The organism is Bradyrhizobium guangdongense, assembly GCF_004114975.1.
Taxonomy (GTDB): domain Bacteria; phylum Pseudomonadota; class Alphaproteobacteria; order Rhizobiales; family Xanthobacteraceae; genus Bradyrhizobium; species Bradyrhizobium guangdongense.
In genome coordinates, this window is sequence record NZ_CP030051.1 from 3,390,386 (window position 1) to 3,408,535 (window position 18,150).

Sequence of the window (18,150 nt, forward strand, 5' to 3'; positions counted from 1 at the left end):
TCCCGCGTCAAGCCGCTCGAGAAGGCGCTCGTCGGCACGCCTGCCGCGCTATCCGTACGAGGGTCCGTAGCCCAGTCGAGCATGCGACAGCTGATGCCATCGAGACCCAGCGTTAGGCCGCAAAATTGCGAAAATATTTCGACGCGAGTCGTTGCAAAAACAAGATCATTCAACCGACGTCTCTCCGGCCGGCAGCGCCATGCAAAAGGTGGCGCCGTGGGGCTCGTTGGGGATTGCCCACAGCCGTCCGCCATGCGCATCGATGATGGAGCGGCAGATCGACAGCCCTAAACCCAAGCCGGTGCGTTTAGTCGTATAGAACGCGTCGAAGATACGATCGGGTAAGGTTTGAGGCAGCCCTGGCCCCGAATCGCTCACCGCGACAAGCATGCGGTCGGATCCGACCTTGCTGGTGCTGATCACCAGTTCGCGGGTTCTCTCACTGACCTCTCCCATCGCCTCAATGGCGTTCATGATCAGGTTCAGCATCACCTGTTGCAGCTGAACTCTGTCAGCGAAAACCGGCGGCAGCCCGTCCGCCAGATTGAGTTTTGCCTGAACAGCCCTCTCAAGCATGGCGACGCGGGTTAGCGCTATCGATCCCAGAATTGTTTCGTTTATTTCTAGCTTTTCCTTCCGCAGTGGTTCCTTTTTGGAAAGATCACGAATTCGGCCTACAATATCGGCAGCCCGCCTGCCGTCGCTAATTGTGCGCTCGATCAATGGTTTGGCTTTCCCAAGATCTGGTGGGTGACGGGCAAGCCAGCGCAAGGCGGTTTCGGCATTCGTGAGCAGGGCGGCAAGAGGTTGGTTGACTTCGTGGGCTATGGAAGCGGTGAGCTCGCCCATCGTCGCGACGCGGTTCGAATGTGCGAGCTCCGCTTCGGCACGCTTCCGCTCGGTCAAATCGAGCGCGAAGGCGACGCCCTGATGCCGAACCTCGTCAAAGCTTGCGCCTGCCATGAAAACTGGCACGCGGAGGCCGTCTTTCCGGAAGAACTCCTTCTCGTAAGGGACGCAGGTTCCAGTGGCGGCAATATCCGCCAAGGCTCGCTCGTCGGCTGCCCCCCATTCCTGAGGTGTCAAATCCTTCCAGCGCAGGCGCCCTGACGTGAGATCGTCGCGACTACGTCCCACAATGCCGAGGAACGCTTCATTGGCCTCTATGACCCGCCCGTCAAAATCGAAAATGCATATTCCGATGATATTGGAGTCGACAAGACGGCGGACCTTCGCCTCCCGCTCCTGAAGATCGCCATAGAGACGTGTGTTCTCCAGCGAGATCGCGGCTTGTGCCGCCAGCAGCTCGAGAATTGCAATCCGGGCGGGTGTAAATGCATGTGAGGTCAGCGTGTTTTCGAGAAGGAGAATGCCAGTCAATTCTCCTTGTTTGATCAAGGGAAGGCAAAGAATCGAATTCGATTGGCGGTTGCGCAGATATTCATCGCTGGAGAAGAGGTTGGGTTTGGAGGCATCATCGAGGATGACGCTCTCCCGCGTGCGGATGACGTAGCGGACGAGCGATTCCGGGCACGTGACCCGGCTAACTGCCTCCTGACGCATGGTGACCTCTACCTGATCGGCGGTCGCTCGCGCCTCTGCCTGGACCAGATATTCATTCCCTACCGGGAGTATCAAAAGCCCGCGATCCGCGCCCGCATTCTCGATTGCAATCGTCATCAACCGATCGATCAGCTTCGGTAGCTCGATCTCGCCGGACAGGGCTTGGGAAGCCTTGACAACGCTTGCAGCGTCCAGCCGGTCGATTGCGGAGCCCTTGGCTTCCGAGGAATGCTGTTTCTCTGTAACAGCCAAATGTGGATATAGCTCGTCAAGCTGTCGCACCTTGCCGTTCGCGCCCCAGCGGAGATAGCAGTGTCGGGCATTGCGCAGATGGGCGTTGGCGGATGTCGCTGAGCCGCGTGTGTCGTAGAACCGCGCCGCGATCTCATAAGCAATGGCCTCATTCTGAACGAAACCGTGCTCACGGGCCGATCGAATAGCCCGCTCGTACAAGTGCATGGCATCGAGGTCGCGGCCTTCGATCCGAGCGATTTCCGCGCCTACCAGTGCGGCACGGTTTTCGAAATTTTCCGGACAGTTCTCCGCCCAAATTGCTAGCTGCCGGTGGTAGTCAGTCAGAGCTTTGAAGTGTGCCTGTCGCGAGTCCTGGCTTGCAGCATCAAAGGCGCCGGCCCGGGCGAGAGCGCTGTAAAAGCAATGCTCCGCCGTTTCAAAATAATAATTGCACGACCAAAGAAGTCTCTCGGCATTCAATGATGCCTCGATTGCTGAGGAGTAATCGCCAGCAGAGAACCTCGCCTGCAATTTTCGAATCCAATACCAGCACTCCGGAACCAACAAGGTTGGGTTACTTGATAGATGGCTCTCGAACTGAAGCTCGTCAAAGTGGTCCTCGTTGAAGAATCCGAAGCTTGTGGTCAAACCGCGAAGTGTTCGGACAAGCGCGAGCTGTGTAGTGATCTGGTCAGTGACCCGGAGGAATCTCGCCTTCTGTGCAAACTCAAGGCCTCTTTCGGCCTCATGTTGCACATAGTCTAAAGGATCTCCGGCGGCGATAAGATTTGTGTTGAGAAAGTTGTAGCTGTACGCAGCAAAAGTGAAATCACCGATTGTGTTCGCGGCGTCGAAAGCGCGTCGAATGAGCTCGCGTCCGGTATTGATGTGTCGCGTCCATGGCATGATGCAGAGCCCAAAGCGCAAATAGACGCGGGCTTGATAGCGGAGCAATCCGTGCTTCTCAACCAGATCGTAGCCCAGCTTGCCAAGTTGGAAACCGACCTCATAATTCCCAAAACGAGACCCGGCGACCGTACCCAGCGATACGTACGCAAAGCACGATGCGTCGCTGTTGCCGTACTCCAGGCTGAGGCCGACCATTCGACACAGCACGAGTGCATAGAGGTTCGCGTCGGTGAAGCTCGCAACCATCACAACTTCGGCAAACACGTCCTGCATATCGAGCACGTCAGGATTGGTAATCAAGGGCAGATCGACAAGCTGCTGGATTTCCCGAGAATCCAAAAGAGAGATGACCCGATCATATTCTCGTTTTACTTCTTCGTCGGTGGGGTGCGGCGACCACTCTTCTCCGAGACGTCTCTGGTATTCGATGAACACTTCTGTGCCGCGGGGGCTGCCCACAAGGATATACAGGGTCACACGCAAACGAGCGACGAGGGCGATTTCGTGGGCGGTTCTCGCCCGGTCGGCCAACTTTGAAAGCCGATCTTCTGCTGCAGATATGTCAGCGGTCAGCAGCTCGCATTCTGCTAGCAGGGCCTCGATCGAGAAGATGAGATCGTAGTTGCGATTCCACGTCTCGTCCGTCAGTAATCCGCGCCCAGCATGGAGACAATTGAGAGCCGATGCGTACGCCGTTGAAAGCTTTGCTCGCCTGCCTGCAATGAGATTCAATTCCGCGATGCGCTCGCGGTCTGCGATCGATAAGATCAAGTTAGAGCCGCGATTGAGTTGGCTGACTATTTCGAAGATGTTTTCCTCAAGCTTGTCCGGTGGTACGCGCGCCGCCATCAACGTGCCGATGCGCAGATGCGTTTCCGCCCGCGATTCCTGAGGAATAAGGGAGTAGGCGGCTTCCTGCACGCGATCGTGGAGGAACGTGTACGAGTCCTCTGATCGGGAAATGAGTCCAGCTCGGACTGCTTCCCAGAGTTGTCCATGCATCCCCTCGCCTAAGTCGTGAGCGATCATGCCGAGCATGCAAAATTCGGCGCTGTTCCCGAGGCAAGCGAGCTGCTGTAATCCTTTCTGCGTCTCGGCCGGCAGGCGATTCAATTTCCCCACCATGAGGTCCACGACATTGTCGGTGTAACCCTTGGCAAGGATGCGATTGAGGTCCCAATCCCACCGTCCTTTAACGTGATCGAAGATGAGTAATCCCTCTTCGAAGAGAGCAGATAGGAATTGAACGACGAAAAACGGATTTCCGGTCGTCTTATCCTCAACCAATTCCGCCAATAAGCCAGCACGTTGCGGTTCGCAGTGAAGCGAATCTGTAATCAATCGTTCGAGGTCGTAACGCGTCAGTGGCGCGAGTACGATGTTCTGCAGGATCGCGCCGGCCTGGTGCAATGCGTGCAGCTTTCGCATCAGCGGATGTGTTGGCGCCACCTCATTGTCACGATATGCGCCAATCAGGAGCAGATCTTTGACGTCCGGATGCGTCAGCAAGTGCTCCACGAGATCCAGGGTGGATGCGTCCAGCCATTGCAGATCATCAAGGAACAGGGCAAGGGGATGCTCCCGTGTGAACGCGCTGAGGAATCGGCGGAATACCAGCTGGAAGCGCTGCTGCGCGTCCCGCGGCGGAAGTTCCGGGACCGGCGGCTGCTCCCCGATGATGAGCTTCAACTCCGGAACGAGTTCCACCATGAGCTGGCCATTTGGACCAAGCGCCTCGCGTATTGTATTGCGCCAGCGACTTAGCTCTTCCTCATCCTTCGCGAGGATTGGACGGATGAGGCTCTGGAAGGCTTGCGCCAGCGTCGCGTAGGGAATGTCGCGCTTGTATTGGTCGAATTTACCGGATGCAAAAAACCCGCGCGGCGGGACGAGCGGCTTATGGAGTTCATTGACGACGGAGGATTTGCCGATGCCCGAGTATCCGGAAACGAGAACGAACTCTGGTCGGCCTCCCCCTACGACACGATCAAAAGACGCTAGCAACGTCGCGATCTCGACTTCGCGCCCGTAGAGCACCTCTGGGATGAGTAATCGGTCCGAGGCGTCATGTTCGCCCAGCGGAAATGGATCAATACGGCCGTGCGTCCGCCATTCTTCCAGGCAGCGTCGTAGGTCACGTTCGATGCCAGGAGCGGTCTGGTAGCGGTCTTCGGCAGTCTTTGCCAGGAGCTTCATCACAATCGAGGAGATGACGTCGGGAATTCCCTTTGTCCGTTCGCCAGGCCGGTGAGCCTGCCTCGCAATATGGCAGTGGACCCATTCCATCGGATCAGAGGCCGTAAAGGGAAGGCTGCCGGTAAGCATTTCGTAGAGTGTCACGCCGAGCGAATAGAGATCGCTGCGTGAATCGATCGAACGATTCATTCGCCCGGTCTGTTCGGGCGCCATGTAGGCCAATGTGCCGGCAATGACCTCGGGAGGATCGGGCGCCTGTCTTTCCCGCGTCAGGCGTGAGGCGATTCCGAAGCCTGTAAGCCGCACCTCGCCGTTCGACGTGTTCACCAGAATGTTAGTTGGCTTGATGTCCTTATGGATGAGGCCGCACTGGTGCACTTTGGCAATGGCCGCGGCAACGCCTAGGGCGATGCGCAGGAAGCGTCCTATCTCCATCGGCGCGCCCGTCTGCGCGCTCAGCAACTCGCCGCCGGGGTCCTCGAGCACCAGAATGCTCTGACCGCGCTCTCGCAAGAGCTCGAGGGGCCGTACTGCCCACGCGCCGTCGAGCACATCCTTGAAAGAGTATTCGCGGGTGAGTCGCTCGACAGTGTTTGGCGCCGGCTGCTCCGAGTCTGAGAGTACGAGCAGTACATCCTTTCGCGCATCCCCTAAGCGCCCACGCCACGCTCGGCCGAGGATGAGCCCACCATCCTCCGACAAGACCTCAAAACCGCCAATTCCGCTCGCGCTAAACCGAGAAGACAGCTCCACGCCCAAGCCTCGCCTATGAGACAATCACCCTGGATCCGCTCGGCAGCGACAAAGTTAGCATTTTGGGTGCATCCGCGCACGCCCTTTTTCTCTTTGCAGATCTTCGGCCAACCAAGTCTGGTAGGGAGCTTCCATCAGCGCCCTATCATTGGCGATCATGATAGAAGCTTTAGGCCACGCGAACCGGTGGCGTGGGTCCACTTTCCATTTTAGGTTGCTTGCAGCAATGATGGGCTGCGCTTTTTTCTGAGTAAAGTGACGTAGCTCCAATAGCCTTGGACCTAATCCTGCCGAAGCCGGCTTTCGTTCAGAGAGCCGATTGTGCAGCCGTCAGTCCAGTAGGAAATGCCGGATCTCATCGCCGATCATGTCACCTTCTGTTTCAAGCGCGAAGTGGCCTGTATCGAGAAGAACGATGCGGGTGGCGGGGATATCGCGCCGGAACGCTTCTGCACCCTCTGGACCGAAAAATGGATCGCGTTTTCCCCAAATAGCGAGCAGTCTGGGCTGCTGCCGGCGAAAGAAGTCCTGATAGAGCGGATAGCGCGCAATGTTGCGGTTGTAGTCCAGCTTGAGATCGATCTGCAGCTCTGCATTGCCTGGTCGGGCCAAGATCGCCGCATCGAGCGTGTAGGACTCTGGCTCGATGTTCGATGGATCGGCCACGCCATGGAAATAAGCCGCTCTCACCCCATCGAGGCTCATCCGCGCGCGGATCGGCTCGCGCTTGTCAGGGCTCGGGCTCGCCCAATAAGAGCGTAGGGGATTCCACGCCTCAGGCCTCAGGCCTTCGATATAGGCATTGCCGTTTTGGCTGATGATTCCGGCCACACGGTCGGGATATGTCAGTGCCAAATCCCAGCCGACCGGCGCGCCGTAATCGAAGACGTAGAGCACGTAGCGCTTGAGTTCCAGGGCATCGACGAACGCGGCAATGGTGCGGGACAGCGAGTCGAATTTGTAGGCGTAATTTCGCTCGGCCGGGATTTGCGTGAAGCCGAACGATGGCAGGTCCGGCGCGATCAGCCGGAACCGGTCTGCCAGTTGTGGCATCAGGTGACGAAAATAGAAGGAGGAATTCGCAAAGCCGTGTAGCAGCAGCAAGGTGGGTGCGTCGGCGGGACCGGCTTCACGGTAGAACACTTCGACGCCGTCGGCGCGGACCCATTTGTGCCGTATTCCGGTCGTGGCCTGTGGAACCAATGCTTGCGCCGGCGAGGACGTACCTAGGCCAACGGCCGTCACGCTGCCTGCCAGCACGGCGCCTCGCGTAGCGCCGGCTGAACCTCGATTTCCCGCGATCGTTGGCGGCTCGGATGAACATGAAAAGTGAATCATGGGGTCTCCAATCCCTAGTCGGCGATCGACGGATCAACTGCGATTGCGCGCCACTCAACGATGCTTGCTGGCCAGCGCGCGCAGAACCAGCTCCGTGATCTCGGGCGTGAAGCGGTTCTCGCCGGGTTCGAGATGCCCCGTCAGTCGGGCCGTGACCTCCTGCAGTACCCAGCCATTGCCGTCGGGATCGCTGAATGAAGCGAATGAGGCGTAGCTCTTGCGCTGCGGATTGGGGCCGGGGACGATGCGCTTGCCGTCGGCGTGGTGGAAGATCCCGCCGGTGTCGTGGAAGGGCTCGCTGATCGCGATGCCGCGGCGGATCAGGTCGGCGCGCGCCGCCTCGATGTCGGAGACGATCAGGTGCAGTCCCTGCACCGATCCCGGCAAGGCCGACGTCACGTTCCTGCCGAAGATCACCGAACACCCGGATCCTGGCGGCGTGAACTGGATCACCCGGTAGTCGTCGCCGTCGATGAAGTCTATGTCGAGCCTCCAGCCGAGATCGCTGTAGAAACGCTTGGCGCGATCGACGTCGGAAACGGGGATCACGACAACCTCGAGCCTCATGTCGATCGTGCTCGCGCGAAACGCCTTCGCAGCAGACTCAATTTGCAATTCAGTCATGCTCATGTTCGCCTCCTTGGAGATGTCGTGTCACGATGCCGCCGCAAGCGCGGGCGTTGCGGTATCCCGAAGGGCCGCCTCGAGAATGGCGACGTCCTGTGCGACGGTGCCACCACTGACGCCGACACCAGCGACCAATTGCCCTTCGCTCGTGACCGGCGCGCCGCCTGCCATGGAGCAAAACCGTCCGCCGGAGAGACCCATCAGAGGAAAGAGGTCCTGCCCCGGCTGTACTAGCGGTGCGATGTCGGCCGTGCGAAGCCCGACCAGTGCGGCAGTGTAGGCTTTGCGTTCCGCGACCTCGATCGAGAAGGCAGGCGCCCCGTTCATGCGGTGCTTGAGAACGATGTTGCCGTGAATGTCGATCACGCAAACTGCGACCGGCACCTTGGAGCGGGCCGACTGTGCTTCGACTCGGTCCGCGATATCCTTCGCAAGAGCAAGCAAGTCCATGACTAAGTCCTCATTGTACGATGTTGCGTTTCGGGGAAATGCGCGCGAGCGCCGTTCAGGCGCCCTGACCGAGCCGCTCCAGACAGGATCCAAGGCGGTCTTCGGCTTCGCCGGGCTGATGAAAGCCCAGCTCGAAAAACGTCTTCAGCCTGCCCTGCGCGGACGGCCGCGGGATCGAAGCCATGCAGGCTTCCCAGCCGGCGGCGATCTCGACATCGGGCGGGAGGCTTGCGGCATTCACCAGCCGCTTGGTGTTCGCGATCGCCCATTTGTCGAACGAGGCGATGCGCGTCGCCAGCGCGTCGACGAAGCTGTCTAGCTCGCTGTCCGGCAGCGACCGATTCACATAGCCATAGGCCTCGGCGAGGTCGCCGTTAATGTCGTTCGAGCTCAGCAGCACTTCTAGCGCACGTTGCCGGCCCATCACGCCCGGCATCCGCGCCATCGGGCCTCCGCCCGCAACCAGGCCGACGCCCACTTCCCATTGCGACAGCACCGCCTTCTCGCGGCTGGCAAAGGTCATGTCGCAGGCCAGCGCCAGCTCGCTGCCGTTCCCCGTCGCGCGGCCGCGGATCAGGGCGATCGACACCACGGGTACCCGCGTCAAGCGGACGAGGACATCGGGCCATGCCTCCAGGCCGGTCGGCCCCTGCGGCATGCCCGTCAGCTCCTTGAAGTCGGCATGGAAATCGCTGTGATTGAGAAAGAAGCCCTCGACCGCGCTTTCGAACACCACGACCTTGAGGTCCTCGTCGGTCTCGATCGCCGAGACGATGTCGCGGAACTCGCGAACCATTGGCGGACCCATGACGTTGAGCGGTGGGTTGTCAAGCGCGATCCGCCAGCAGGCGCGCGAGGCGCGAGTGACTCGGATCTGCGTCTTCGTCGTCGTCACGTTCGTCAATGCCGGCGCGTTCATTGTGGGGCCTCCATGCGCTTGCTGTTTCGGTGAGGGAGGCACCCGCGGGAGGCGCCTCTCCGATCCATCCTCGATCTACGAAGCGCGCGCCGTGGTGGACTTCTGCTTCAACGCCGCCATCAGGGTTTTCGCAGCCGGGCCCGAGGAGTGCGGATTCTGGCCGGTGATCAGTTGGCCATCGTTGACGACGTGCACGCCCCAGTTCACGACCTTCGAGAATACGGCGCCGAGCTTCATCATCTCGTCTTCGACCAGGAACGGCACCACGTGGGTGAGGCCGACCTCCTCCTCTTCGCCGTTGGTGAAGCCGGTGACTTCCTTGCCCTGCACCAGCAGCTTGCCGTGCGGCGTCTTGACGTGGCGCAGCGCGCCCGTGGAGTGACAGACGACGGCAATGGTCTTGCCCGCCGCGATGAAGGACTCGATCAGCTTGATAGAATCCTTGTCTTCTGCGAGATCCCACATCGGGCCGTGGCCACCCGGATAGAACAGGGTGTCGAAGTCTTCCTGCCGGACGCTGTCGAGACGCAACGTCTTGTCGAGCTGCGCCTCCGCGGCCTTGTCCTTCTCGAAGCGCACCGTCAGGTCGGTGCGGAATTCAGGCTCATTGCTCTTCGGGTCGAGCGGCGGCCGTCCGCCCTTCGGCGATGCGAGCGTGATCTCGACGCCGGCGTCCTTGAAGACGTAATAGGGAGCGGCGAGTTCTTCGAGCCAAAAGCCCGTCTTGCGGCCAGTGTTGCCGAGCTGATCGTGGGACGTGATAACCATCAGCACCTTCATGATTGTCTCCTTTTGTGGTCACTGAATGAAGCGCCACCTGGCACCACGAGAGAGATGCTTCGGCGCGATCTCGTCGCCTTCCGATTCGCCGTCGAGTTGACCGAGAGAATTGCGAGGGCGACTGACGTGTTCTTACCGGCTGAGGCTGCGGCATTCACTCATACATTGAGCGCCGATCACTCATACGTTGATATGAGCGACGTCTTGCCAATGTTGGATGTCGCCGAGAAATCGCGGATTGCGATCGCTTCGCGATGATCTTCCGATATCGCGCTAACGTCACAAATCGACGACAATGTCGCCGCGCGGTCGCGAGCAGCAGATGAGAAGATTGCCGTCGGCCGGCATGTCGAGCGGCTCCGGGCCGTAGACGATGTCTCCGGACACCAGTCCGCTTTCGCAACTGTGACAGACGCCTGCCCGGCAGGCCCACCGCACCGGGACGTCGCAAGCTTCCGCCAGTTCCAGGATGCTTTGATAAGACGACCTCCAATGTGCCGCGATTCCGCTGCGCGAGAAGGACACCAGCGGGCCTGTCTTGCTGTCGTCCGCGGGACCATGCGCGGCTCGCTTCGCCGCACCGACGACTCCCGGGGTCATCGCTTCGGCGCCATCGAAGATCTCAGCGAAAATACGTTTCGGTGCGACCCCGATGGCGGCAAGAGACTCCTTCATGTCCGACATGAAGCGGGCGGGACCGCAGAGATAGACGTCCGCATCACTTTGGACGCCGGCTGCCTCCAGCGCCGACCGCGATAAGTGTCCGATCTCGTCAAAATCCATGCCCAGCCTGTCGCGTGCGTCCGGCTTGCTGTAGCAGATATGGCTGCGGCCCTGGATCAGCGCCGGCATAAGACCTCGGACTTCAGCGGCAAATGGATGATGCATCCCGTCGCGTGCCGCGTGCAGCCACAAGACTGGTCGCGCCGAGTGCACAGCTGCCAGCGCATGCAACATCGCCAGAACGGGCGTCGCCCCGATGCCTGCGCTGAGCAACACCACGGGGCCGTCGCTAGGCTGCAGGATGAAGCTGCCACGCGGGGAGCTGACGTCGAGCACATCGCCCACCCGGATATGCTGCTGCAGCCATGTTCCAGCCGCTCCATTAGGTTCGATCTTAACACTGATGCGGTAACGATCCGGCGAGGGAGGGCCGGACAGCGAGTAGCTGCGAAAGAGGAATGAGCCGCCGTCGGCAGGCCGAAGACGCAAGACCACATATTGACCAGGCAGATACGGAGGTAGTGGCCGGCCGTCGGCATGCTGCATCGACAGCGAAAGAACGTCGGCCGATTTCTGCTCGATCGCTACCACTGGTAGCGGCTGAAATCCAGGGGAGGCGGGATGCGCGGCTGAAGCTGGCGCGAGTCCGGCATTGCCGCTGCCCGAAGCAGTCGCTTGACTCTCCAAGAGCGCTTCGAGCGATGAACGCCACCCGCCTGAAAGAGCCTCGATCCGCAATGCTCGCTCCAGGCTAGCGCGCGCATGATGGGACGAATAAAGCAGCGCATTGATCTCGGCGATCGTCATCCGCTCGTTCGCTTCGCCCACTTTCACGATTTCGTCGCCGGCGCCCACGTCACCTTCCTGCAAGACACGGAAGTAGAAGCCGGGGCGTCCGCTGGATGTCAGCAAGGCCGGCATTAGCGGCTCGTTCATCCGGATGCCGACGCGATAGCAGGTGACGCGGGGCTGCGTGACCTCGAACAGCGCGCTGCCAATCTGGTAGCGGTCGCCGATACACACAGCATCGTCTGCCAGTCCTTCAATGGTGAAATTTTCGCCGAACTGGCCGTGGATGAAGTCGGTCCTGTTCAGTTGTTCCTGCCAGTAGCGATAGGATTCGATCTGGTAGACGAAGACAGCGCGATGTTCACCACCATGACCATCCAGATCGCCTTGACCGTCTCCGTCGAGATTGAGTCGTCTGGCCCGGCATCGGCCTTGCACCGGGTTCTTCCAGATTCCGGTATGAACGGTGCGTCCCTTCCACGCGACGTCGCGCGGAAGTCCGACATTCACTGACAGTAACCGGCCCATGGCGTTCTCCGCGGTCGCCGCTCTCACCTGCGCATTCATATCGAACAGCAAGAGGAGGCCAACTCATACCTTGATATGAGCGAGACCTTCCCAACGTTGGATGGTTCGCAACCCGGCAGGTGGACAATATCCGTTCAATGCTGATTGCCGCGTAACGCAGTAGTTACCACGCGGGCGAGCAAAGGGAAGGGTGTCAATCATGGTCTTGCAACAAACCCTTCAGAATATCGCACGCCGGCGCTTTCTGGAAATGACCGCCGGAGCAGTGACGGCGGTGCAGCTCATGCCCGACCGCGCGGCGAATGCGACGCTCGTTGTCGACAGGCCGATTGAACTCGCGGAAGCCGACACTCGCGGTCCGTCTTCGGCCTTTTCATCGCTGAAGCAGATCGATGCCGGTGTGCTCAATGTCGGATACGTGGAAGCCGGCCCTGCTGACGGCCCGGTCGCCATCCTTCTACATGGCTGGCCCTATGACATTCACAGCTTCGGTGAGGTGACCCCGCATCTCGCGTCGGCAGGCTTTCGCGTCATCGTCCCCTATGCGCGCGGATACGGTTCCACGACCTTCCGGGCGAGCGAAACGTTCAGGACTGGGCAGCCGTCCGCGCTCGCGGTCGACACGATCGCCCTGATGGACGTGCTCAACATCAAGCAGGCGATCCTGGCCGGTTTCGATTGGGGCGCGCGCACCGCCGATATCGTGGCCGCACTTTGGCCGGATCGCGTCAAGGGCATCGTCTCAGTCAGCGGCTATCTGATCGGCAGCCAGGCCGCCGGCAAGGTGCCGTTGCCGCCGAAGGCCGAGCTGCAGTGGTGGTATCAGTACTACTTTGCGACGGATCGCGGCCGCGAGGGATACGAGAAGTATCGGCGCGATTTTGCCGAGCTGATCTGGAGGCTCGCCTCGCCGAGGTGGCAGTTCAGTGACGCGACGTTTGCACGGAGTGCCGCGTCTTTCGACAATCCGGATCACGTCGATATCGTCATTCACAATTATCGCTGGCGTCTCGGACTTGCGAAGGGCGATCCGGCCCTCGACGAGCTGGAGGTGAAGCTGGCCGCGGCGCCGCAGGTTGGCGTACCGGCCATCACGCTCGAAGGCGATGAGAACGGCGCGCCGCATCCTGACCCGTCGGCCTACGCCAAGAAATTCTCCGGCAAGTATATACACCGCCTCGTCAAGGGCGGCATCGGCCACAATCTGCCGCAAGAAGCTCCCGCAGCCTTTGCGCAGGCCGTCATCGACATCAGCAAGAGCTGACACAACCGCATCTGCATCAGGAGCAAACGCCATGACGAATTTCATCGATCTGCAGGGACAAATAATGACGACCGCCCTCGAAACCCGCCAGGACCGTCGTCGGTTTCTGAAAAACGCGGCGATGGGGATTGCATTCGCTGGCGCGGCCAGCTTGTTCTCGGCGCATCCGGCGTCTGCCGCCAAGGGCGAGGACATCCGCCCGTTCCATGTCAGCATTCCCAAGGATGCGCTTGACGATCTACACCGTCGCTTGACCGCGACCCGCTGGCCCGATCGTGAGACTGTTGCCGACGCGTCCCAGGGCGTGCGGCTGAGGACGATCCAGCAACTCGTGCAGTATTGGCGGACCGACTACGACTGGCGCAAGATTGAGGCGCGGCTCAACGCGTTACCCCAGTTTGTGACCGAAATTGACGGAATCGACATCCACTTCATCCACGTGCGCTCGAAGCACGAGAATGCGCTACCGCTCATCGTCACGCATGGCTGGCCGGGATCGATTATCGAGCAGCTCAAGATCGTCGATCCCCTGACCAATCCGACGGCGAACGGAGCCGGCGCTTCGGATGCCTTCCATCTCGTGATCCCGTCGATGCCGGGTTACGGTTTCTCGGGCCGGCCGACGGCGACGGGGTGGAATCCCCAACGCATAGCGCGAGCCTGGACCGTGCTGATGAAGCGTCTCGGTTACACCCGCTACGTCGCGCAGGGCGGCGACTGGGGCAATGCCGTCACCGAGCAGATGGCGCTGCTTGTGCCGCCGGAACTGCTCGGCATTCACACCAACATGCCGGCCACGGTTCCGGACGACATCGCCAAGGCATTGCAGCCCGGCGGCACCATGCCTTCCGATCTGTCGGCCGACGAAAAACACGCCTATGAGCAGCTTGACGACTTCTACAAGCACGGCCTGGGTTACGCCATCGAAATGGCGAACCGTCCGCAGACGCTGCAGGGGATCGTCGATTCGCCGTCCGGCCTGGCGGCCTTCATTCTGGATCACGACATCCGCAGTTATGAACTCATTGCTCGCGTCTTCGACGGCAAAGAGGAAGGGCTGACGCGCGATGACATCCTCGACAACATCACGCTCTACTGGCTCACGAACACAGCGATCTCGTCGGCACGACTGTACTGGGAAAACAAGCTGAACTTCTTCGAGCCGAAGCACATCGCGATCCCGGTCGCCGTCAGCGTCTTTCCGGACGAGATCTATGCGGCGCCGCGGACCTGGACGGAACGCGCCTATCCGAAGCTGATCCACTTCAACAGGCTCGACAAGGGCGGTCACTTTGCCGCCTGGGAGCAGCCAAAATTGTTCAGCATGGAAATGCGCTCGGCTTTCCGCTCGCTGCGTCAATCGATCTGAGGCAACGGATCCTCAAGGGACCTAAGGAGCAGTCATGAATCGCCCTGAAAGAGCTTTTCCGCGCCAGGAAATCCGCCTCGAGCGCCGCCTGCCGACATATTGGCGGGTCACCTTCGATCTCCCGCCGGTCAACATCTTTGGGCCGAGAGAGACGCTGCGCCTCGGCGAGATCATCACGGCGATCGAGCAGGATGAGCAGGTTAAGGTCGTGGTGTTCGACAGCGCCGTCGATGGCTTCTTCATCACGCATTATGACTTCCTCGCGCCGCTCGAGGAATCGGCGAACATTCCGCCGGGGCCCACCGGCTTGCAGGCCCTGCCGGATATGCTGGTACGTCTCAGCAAGGCGCCGGTAGTATCGATCGCCTCGATCCGCGGTCGCGCAACCGGGGTCGGCAGCGAACTGGCGCTCGCGAGCGACATGCGGTTCGCAAGTCGCGAGAAGGCGATCCTGTCCCAATGGGAAGTCGGCGCGGGCCTGGTGCCCGGCGGCGGCCCGATGGCGCGATTGCCGCGACTGATGGGCCGCGGCCGCGCGCTGGAGGTTCTGCTGAGTGCTGACGACATCAACGGCGATCTCGCCGAGCGTTACGGCTACGTCAATCGCTCCATTCCGGACGCCGAATTGGACGGCTTCGTCGATGCGCTCGCAATGCGGATCGCTTCATTTGACAAGCAGGCGATCGCGGATACGAAGCAACTGGTCGATGTTGCGAGCCTACCGCGGGATTCGGAGATCAAGCCCGAGTGGGACGCCTTCATCGCGGCGCTTGGACGGCCCGCCAGCCAGAAGCGGATCAAGGCGCTGATGGACCGTGGCTTCCACCGCGCCGGAGACGTCGAGAATCGGCTTGGCTTTTACGTCGGGCAACTCGGCAGCTGAAGGGGGTTGCGGCTGGTCAGGAAAGAACATCTACGTCATGTTCAACTTGATTTGAGATATGACGATCATCATTCAATGGTAAGAGCGACCATTCCGCGTGCCACACGTCACGTGGTTCGATAGTAAGGAAGGAGAGGCATATGGCCTTTGCCATCACGATTAACGGAACAACGCACAGCGTCGATGTCGACGGCGACACTCCCCTGCTTTGGGTTCTGCGAGACGTGCTCGGGATGACCGGTACGAAATTCGGCTGCGGCATGGCACTATGCGGGGCGTGCACGGTCCATGTCGACGGCGCTGCTACGCGCTCCTGTATCACGACGATCGACAGCGTTGGTGCCGCCAAGGTCATGACGATCGAGGCGATCGGCGCGACTCCGGCAGGCGAGAAGATCCAGAAAGCCTGGCTCGATCACGAGGTGGCGCAGTGCGGGTACTGCCAGTCCGGCCAGATCATGTCGGCCTCCGCGCTGCTCGCCGACAATCCGCGCCCGACAGATAAAGATATCGACGACGCCATGAGCGGCAACATCTGCCGGTGCGGCACCTACGTTCGCATCCGCGAGGCAATCAAGGTCGCGGCGCAGGCGCACGGAAAGGCGGGCCAGCCATGAATCTTGACCGTATAGCGTCACACACTTCCGAGACCAATGTCTCCCGCCGCAACTTTCTCATCAGCGGTGCTCTTGTCGGTGGCGGATTCGTGCTGAGCCTCAGTTTGCCATTCGGCAGCGGCGAAGCTGCAGCTGCGGACGCATTTGCACCGAACGCTTTCATCCGGGTCGGGAGCGACGGCCAGATCGTGCTGACCATGCCCTATGTCGAGATGGGGCAGGGCACGTACACCTCGATTCCGATGTTGATTGCGGAAGAGCTTGAGGTCGGGTTGGACCAGATTCGTCTTGAGCATGCTCCGCCCAACGAGAAGCTTTACGCCAACCCGATGCTGGGCGTGCAGGCGACCGGCAACTCCAATGCACTGCGCGGCGGCTGGAAACCGCTGCGCGAAGCGGGCGCAACCGCAAAGGCGATGATGGTCGCAGCCGCTGCCAAGCGCTGGGGAGTCGACGCCAAATCCTGCCGTGCGCAGGACGGTGAGGTGATCCACGAGGCGAGCCAAAAGCGACTGAAATATGGGGAACTGGCCGCCGACGCTGCGCAAATTCCGATTCCGAACAAGGTCGAGCTGAAGCGGCCGGAGGACTTCAGGCTGATCGGTATGCCGGCGAAGCGGCTCGATGCGGCCGGCAAGGTGAATGGCGCGGCCACCTATGGCATCGATGTCCGGCCCCCCGGCGTGAAGATCGCAACGCTCACGCAATCGCCCGTCTTCGGTGGGCGGATCAAGAACGTGGATGATAGCGCGGCGAAGGCGGTCAAGGGTGTGCGCCAGATCGTTCGTCTCGATGATGCCGTGGCTGTCGTGGCCGATCATATGGGCGCTGCGAAAAAGGGGCTAGAGGCCCTCAAGATCGAATGGGATGGCGGGCCGAATGCCGGGCTATCGACTCGGGATATCGCTCGCGAACTGGAGCAGGCGACGTTCAAGCCGGGCGCTGTCGCGCAGAACATCGGTGATGCCGACAGCGCGATGGCTGGTGCGGTGACGAAGGTCGAGGCGAGGTACGAGGTTCCGTTCCTGGCGCATGCCACCATGGAGCCGATGAACTGCACGGTGCACTTCCGCGGCAACAAGTGCGAGATCTGGATTGGCACCCAGGCCATCGCACGCGTGCAAGCGATGGCCGCCAAAGCCGCCGGTCTGCCGGCCGAGAAGGTCATCGTCCACAATCATTTGCTCGGGGGCGGCTTTGGCCGGCGTTTGGAAGCTGACGGCGCGGTACGTGCGGTTGAGATCGCCAAGCAGGTCGATGGTCCGGTCAAGGTCGTATGGACGCGCGAGGAAGATATCCAACACGACCTCTACCGCCCGTACTGGTTCGACCGTCTCACGGCAGGTCTCGACAGGGATGGCAAACCGATCGTCTGGCGCCACCGCTTTGCGGGATCCTCGGTCATCTCGCGCTGGCTTCCCCCCGCATATGCAAATGGGCTCGATCCGGACTCGACGGAAGGCGCCATCAACCTCCCCTACAGCTTCCCGAACTTCCACGTGGAATATGTCCGGGTCGAGCCGCCGGGGATTCCGACGGGGTTCTGGCGCAGCGTTGGTCCGTCGCACAACGTCTTCGTAACGGAGAGTTTCGTCGATGAATTGGCGGCTGCCGCCAAGCAGGACGCGGCGGCCTTTCGCCGCGGTCTGCTCGAACACAATCCGCGCGCCAGGACGGTGCTTGATCTCGCCGCCGAAAAGGCTGGCTGGGGCCAGCCCTTGCCGAAGGGGCGAGGCCGCGGCATATCGCTGCAAAACGCCTTTGGCAGCCTTCTCGCGCAGGTCGCGGAAGTTGAGGTGGCGAAGGATGGCTCGGTGCGAGTCCATCGCGTCACCTGTGCGATGGATTGCGGCACCGTGGTCAATCCCGACACGGTCGAGGCGCAGCTCCAAGGCGGGATCATGTACGGCGTGACGGCAGCGCTCTATGGCGAGATCACACTCAAGAACGGTCGCGTCGAACAGACCAATTTCGACACTTACCAGATCCTGCGCATGAACGAGGCGCCGGCCGTCGAGGTGCACCTCGTCAAAAGCACGGAGCCGCCGGGCGGCATGGGCGAGACGGGAACGTCGGCGATCGTTCCCGCCATCGCAAATGCCATTTTTGCAGCAACGGGCAAACGGCTCCGCAAGATGCCGATCGACATCAATGTGCTGAAGCAGCCGGCGTGAGGGCGAGCACAACGGTCCACCAGCGAGGAGTATC

The 18,150-nt window shown here is 60.7% G+C and carries 12 protein-coding genes; 5 read left to right on the plus strand and 7 right to left on the minus strand.

The genetic code is table 11. The features are described from left to right. Window positions 1–165: 165 nt before the first annotated feature. The 7 genes from X265_RS16130 to X265_RS16160 all read right to left on the minus strand — a co-directional run bounded on the left by X265_RS16130 (window position 166) and on the right by X265_RS16160 (window position 11,809). Entirely contained in the window at window positions 166–5,655 is a 5,490-nt protein-coding gene (locus X265_RS16130; RefSeq protein WP_244659320.1) for a trifunctional serine/threonine-protein kinase/ATP-binding protein/sensor histidine kinase, read from the minus strand. Window positions 5,656–5,985: 330 nt separating this feature from the next. After that, on the minus strand, window positions 5,986–6,993 hold the full coding sequence (locus X265_RS16135) for an alpha/beta fold hydrolase (protein ID WP_128965698.1): 1,008 nt from the start codon (window positions 6,991–6,993) through the stop codon (window positions 5,986–5,988). A 54-nt stretch (window positions 6,994–7,047) separates the two neighbouring features. Beyond that, the gene (locus X265_RS16140; protein ID WP_128965699.1) at window positions 7,048–7,623 is read right to left on the minus strand and encodes a VOC family protein; all 576 of its coding nucleotides are present in this window, start codon (window positions 7,621–7,623) and stop codon (window positions 7,048–7,050) included. Window positions 7,624–7,647: 24 nt separating this feature from the next. Next, on the minus strand, window positions 7,648–8,070 hold the full coding sequence (locus X265_RS16145; protein WP_128965700.1) for a GlcG/HbpS family heme-binding protein: 423 nt from the start codon (window positions 8,068–8,070) through the stop codon (window positions 7,648–7,650). A 55-nt stretch (window positions 8,071–8,125) separates the two neighbouring features. Continuing rightward, on the minus strand, window positions 8,126–8,989 hold the full coding sequence (locus X265_RS16150) for an enoyl-CoA hydratase/isomerase family protein (protein WP_128965701.1): 864 nt from the start codon (window positions 8,987–8,989) through the stop codon (window positions 8,126–8,128). 75 nt (window positions 8,990–9,064) lie between these two features. Beyond that, on the minus strand, window positions 9,065–9,769 hold the full coding sequence (locus X265_RS16155) for a type 1 glutamine amidotransferase domain-containing protein (RefSeq protein WP_128965702.1): 705 nt from the start codon (window positions 9,767–9,769) through the stop codon (window positions 9,065–9,067). A 279-nt stretch (window positions 9,770–10,048) separates the two neighbouring features. Then, on the minus strand, window positions 10,049–11,809 hold the full coding sequence (locus tag X265_RS16160) for an MOSC and FAD-binding oxidoreductase domain-containing protein (protein WP_128969297.1): 1,761 nt from the start codon (window positions 11,807–11,809) through the stop codon (window positions 10,049–10,051). A 199-nt stretch (window positions 11,810–12,008) separates the two neighbouring features. On the opposite strand from X265_RS16160, the gene X265_RS16165 reads away from it, so the two are divergent. The 5 genes from X265_RS16165 to X265_RS16185 all read left to right on the plus strand — a co-directional run bounded on the left by X265_RS16165 (window position 12,009) and on the right by X265_RS16185 (window position 18,116). Continuing rightward, window positions 12,009–13,073: an alpha/beta fold hydrolase gene (locus X265_RS16165; protein WP_244659321.1), complete on the plus strand. Its 1,065-nt coding sequence runs from the start codon at window positions 12,009–12,011 to the stop codon at window positions 13,071–13,073. A 64-nt stretch (window positions 13,074–13,137) separates the two neighbouring features. Then, on the plus strand, window positions 13,138–14,442 hold the full coding sequence (locus tag X265_RS16170) for an epoxide hydrolase family protein (protein WP_128969299.1): 1,305 nt from the start codon (window positions 13,138–13,140) through the stop codon (window positions 14,440–14,442). Window positions 14,443–14,476: 34 nt separating this feature from the next. Further along, the gene (locus X265_RS16175) at window positions 14,477–15,325 is read left to right on the plus strand and encodes an enoyl-CoA hydratase/isomerase family protein (RefSeq protein WP_128965703.1); all 849 of its coding nucleotides are present in this window, start codon (window positions 14,477–14,479) and stop codon (window positions 15,323–15,325) included. Between the two features lie 140 nt (window positions 15,326–15,465). Further along, the gene (locus tag X265_RS16180; RefSeq protein ID WP_128965704.1) at window positions 15,466–15,942 is read left to right on the plus strand and encodes a (2Fe-2S)-binding protein; all 477 of its coding nucleotides are present in this window, start codon (window positions 15,466–15,468) and stop codon (window positions 15,940–15,942) included. Further along, window positions 15,939–18,116 (plus strand): xanthine dehydrogenase family protein molybdopterin-binding subunit, encoded by a 2,178-nt coding sequence (locus X265_RS16185; RefSeq protein WP_128965705.1) that lies wholly within the window; start codon window positions 15,939–15,941, stop codon window positions 18,114–18,116. The genes X265_RS16180 and X265_RS16185 overlap by 4 nt, the downstream gene beginning before the upstream one ends. Window positions 18,117–18,150 lie beyond the last annotated feature (34 nt).

Bases quoted from the DNA above. Each gene is read 5' to 3' on its own strand.
- X265_RS16135 (WP_128965698.1), bottom strand. From the start codon at position 6,993: ATGATTCACTTTTCATGTTCATCCGAGCCGCCAACGATCGCGGGAAAT.
- X265_RS16140 (WP_128965699.1), bottom strand. From the start codon at position 7,623: ATGAGCATGACTGAATTGCAAATTGAGTCTGCTGCGAAGGCGTTTCGC.
- X265_RS16145 (WP_128965700.1), bottom strand. From the start codon at position 8,070: ATGGACTTGCTTGCTCTTGCGAAGGATATCGCGGACCGAGTCGAAGCA.
- X265_RS16150 (WP_128965701.1), bottom strand. From the start codon at position 8,989: ATGAACGCGCCGGCATTGACGAACGTGACGACGACGAAGACGCAGATC.
- X265_RS16155 (WP_128965702.1), bottom strand. From the start codon at position 9,769: ATGAAGGTGCTGATGGTTATCACGTCCCACGATCAGCTCGGCAACACT.
- X265_RS16160 (WP_128969297.1), bottom strand. From the start codon at position 11,809: ATGGGCCGGTTACTGTCAGTGAATGTCGGACTTCCGCGCGACGTCGCG.
- X265_RS16165 (WP_244659321.1), top strand. From the start codon at position 12,009: ATGGTCTTGCAACAAACCCTTCAGAATATCGCACGCCGGCGCTTTCTG.
- X265_RS16170 (WP_128969299.1), top strand. From the start codon at position 13,138: ATGACGACCGCCCTCGAAACCCGCCAGGACCGTCGTCGGTTTCTGAAA.
- X265_RS16175 (WP_128965703.1), top strand. From the start codon at position 14,477: ATGAATCGCCCTGAAAGAGCTTTTCCGCGCCAGGAAATCCGCCTCGAG.
- X265_RS16180 (WP_128965704.1), top strand. From the start codon at position 15,466: ATGGCCTTTGCCATCACGATTAACGGAACAACGCACAGCGTCGATGTC.
- X265_RS16185 (WP_128965705.1), top strand. From the start codon at position 15,939: ATGAATCTTGACCGTATAGCGTCACACACTTCCGAGACCAATGTCTCC.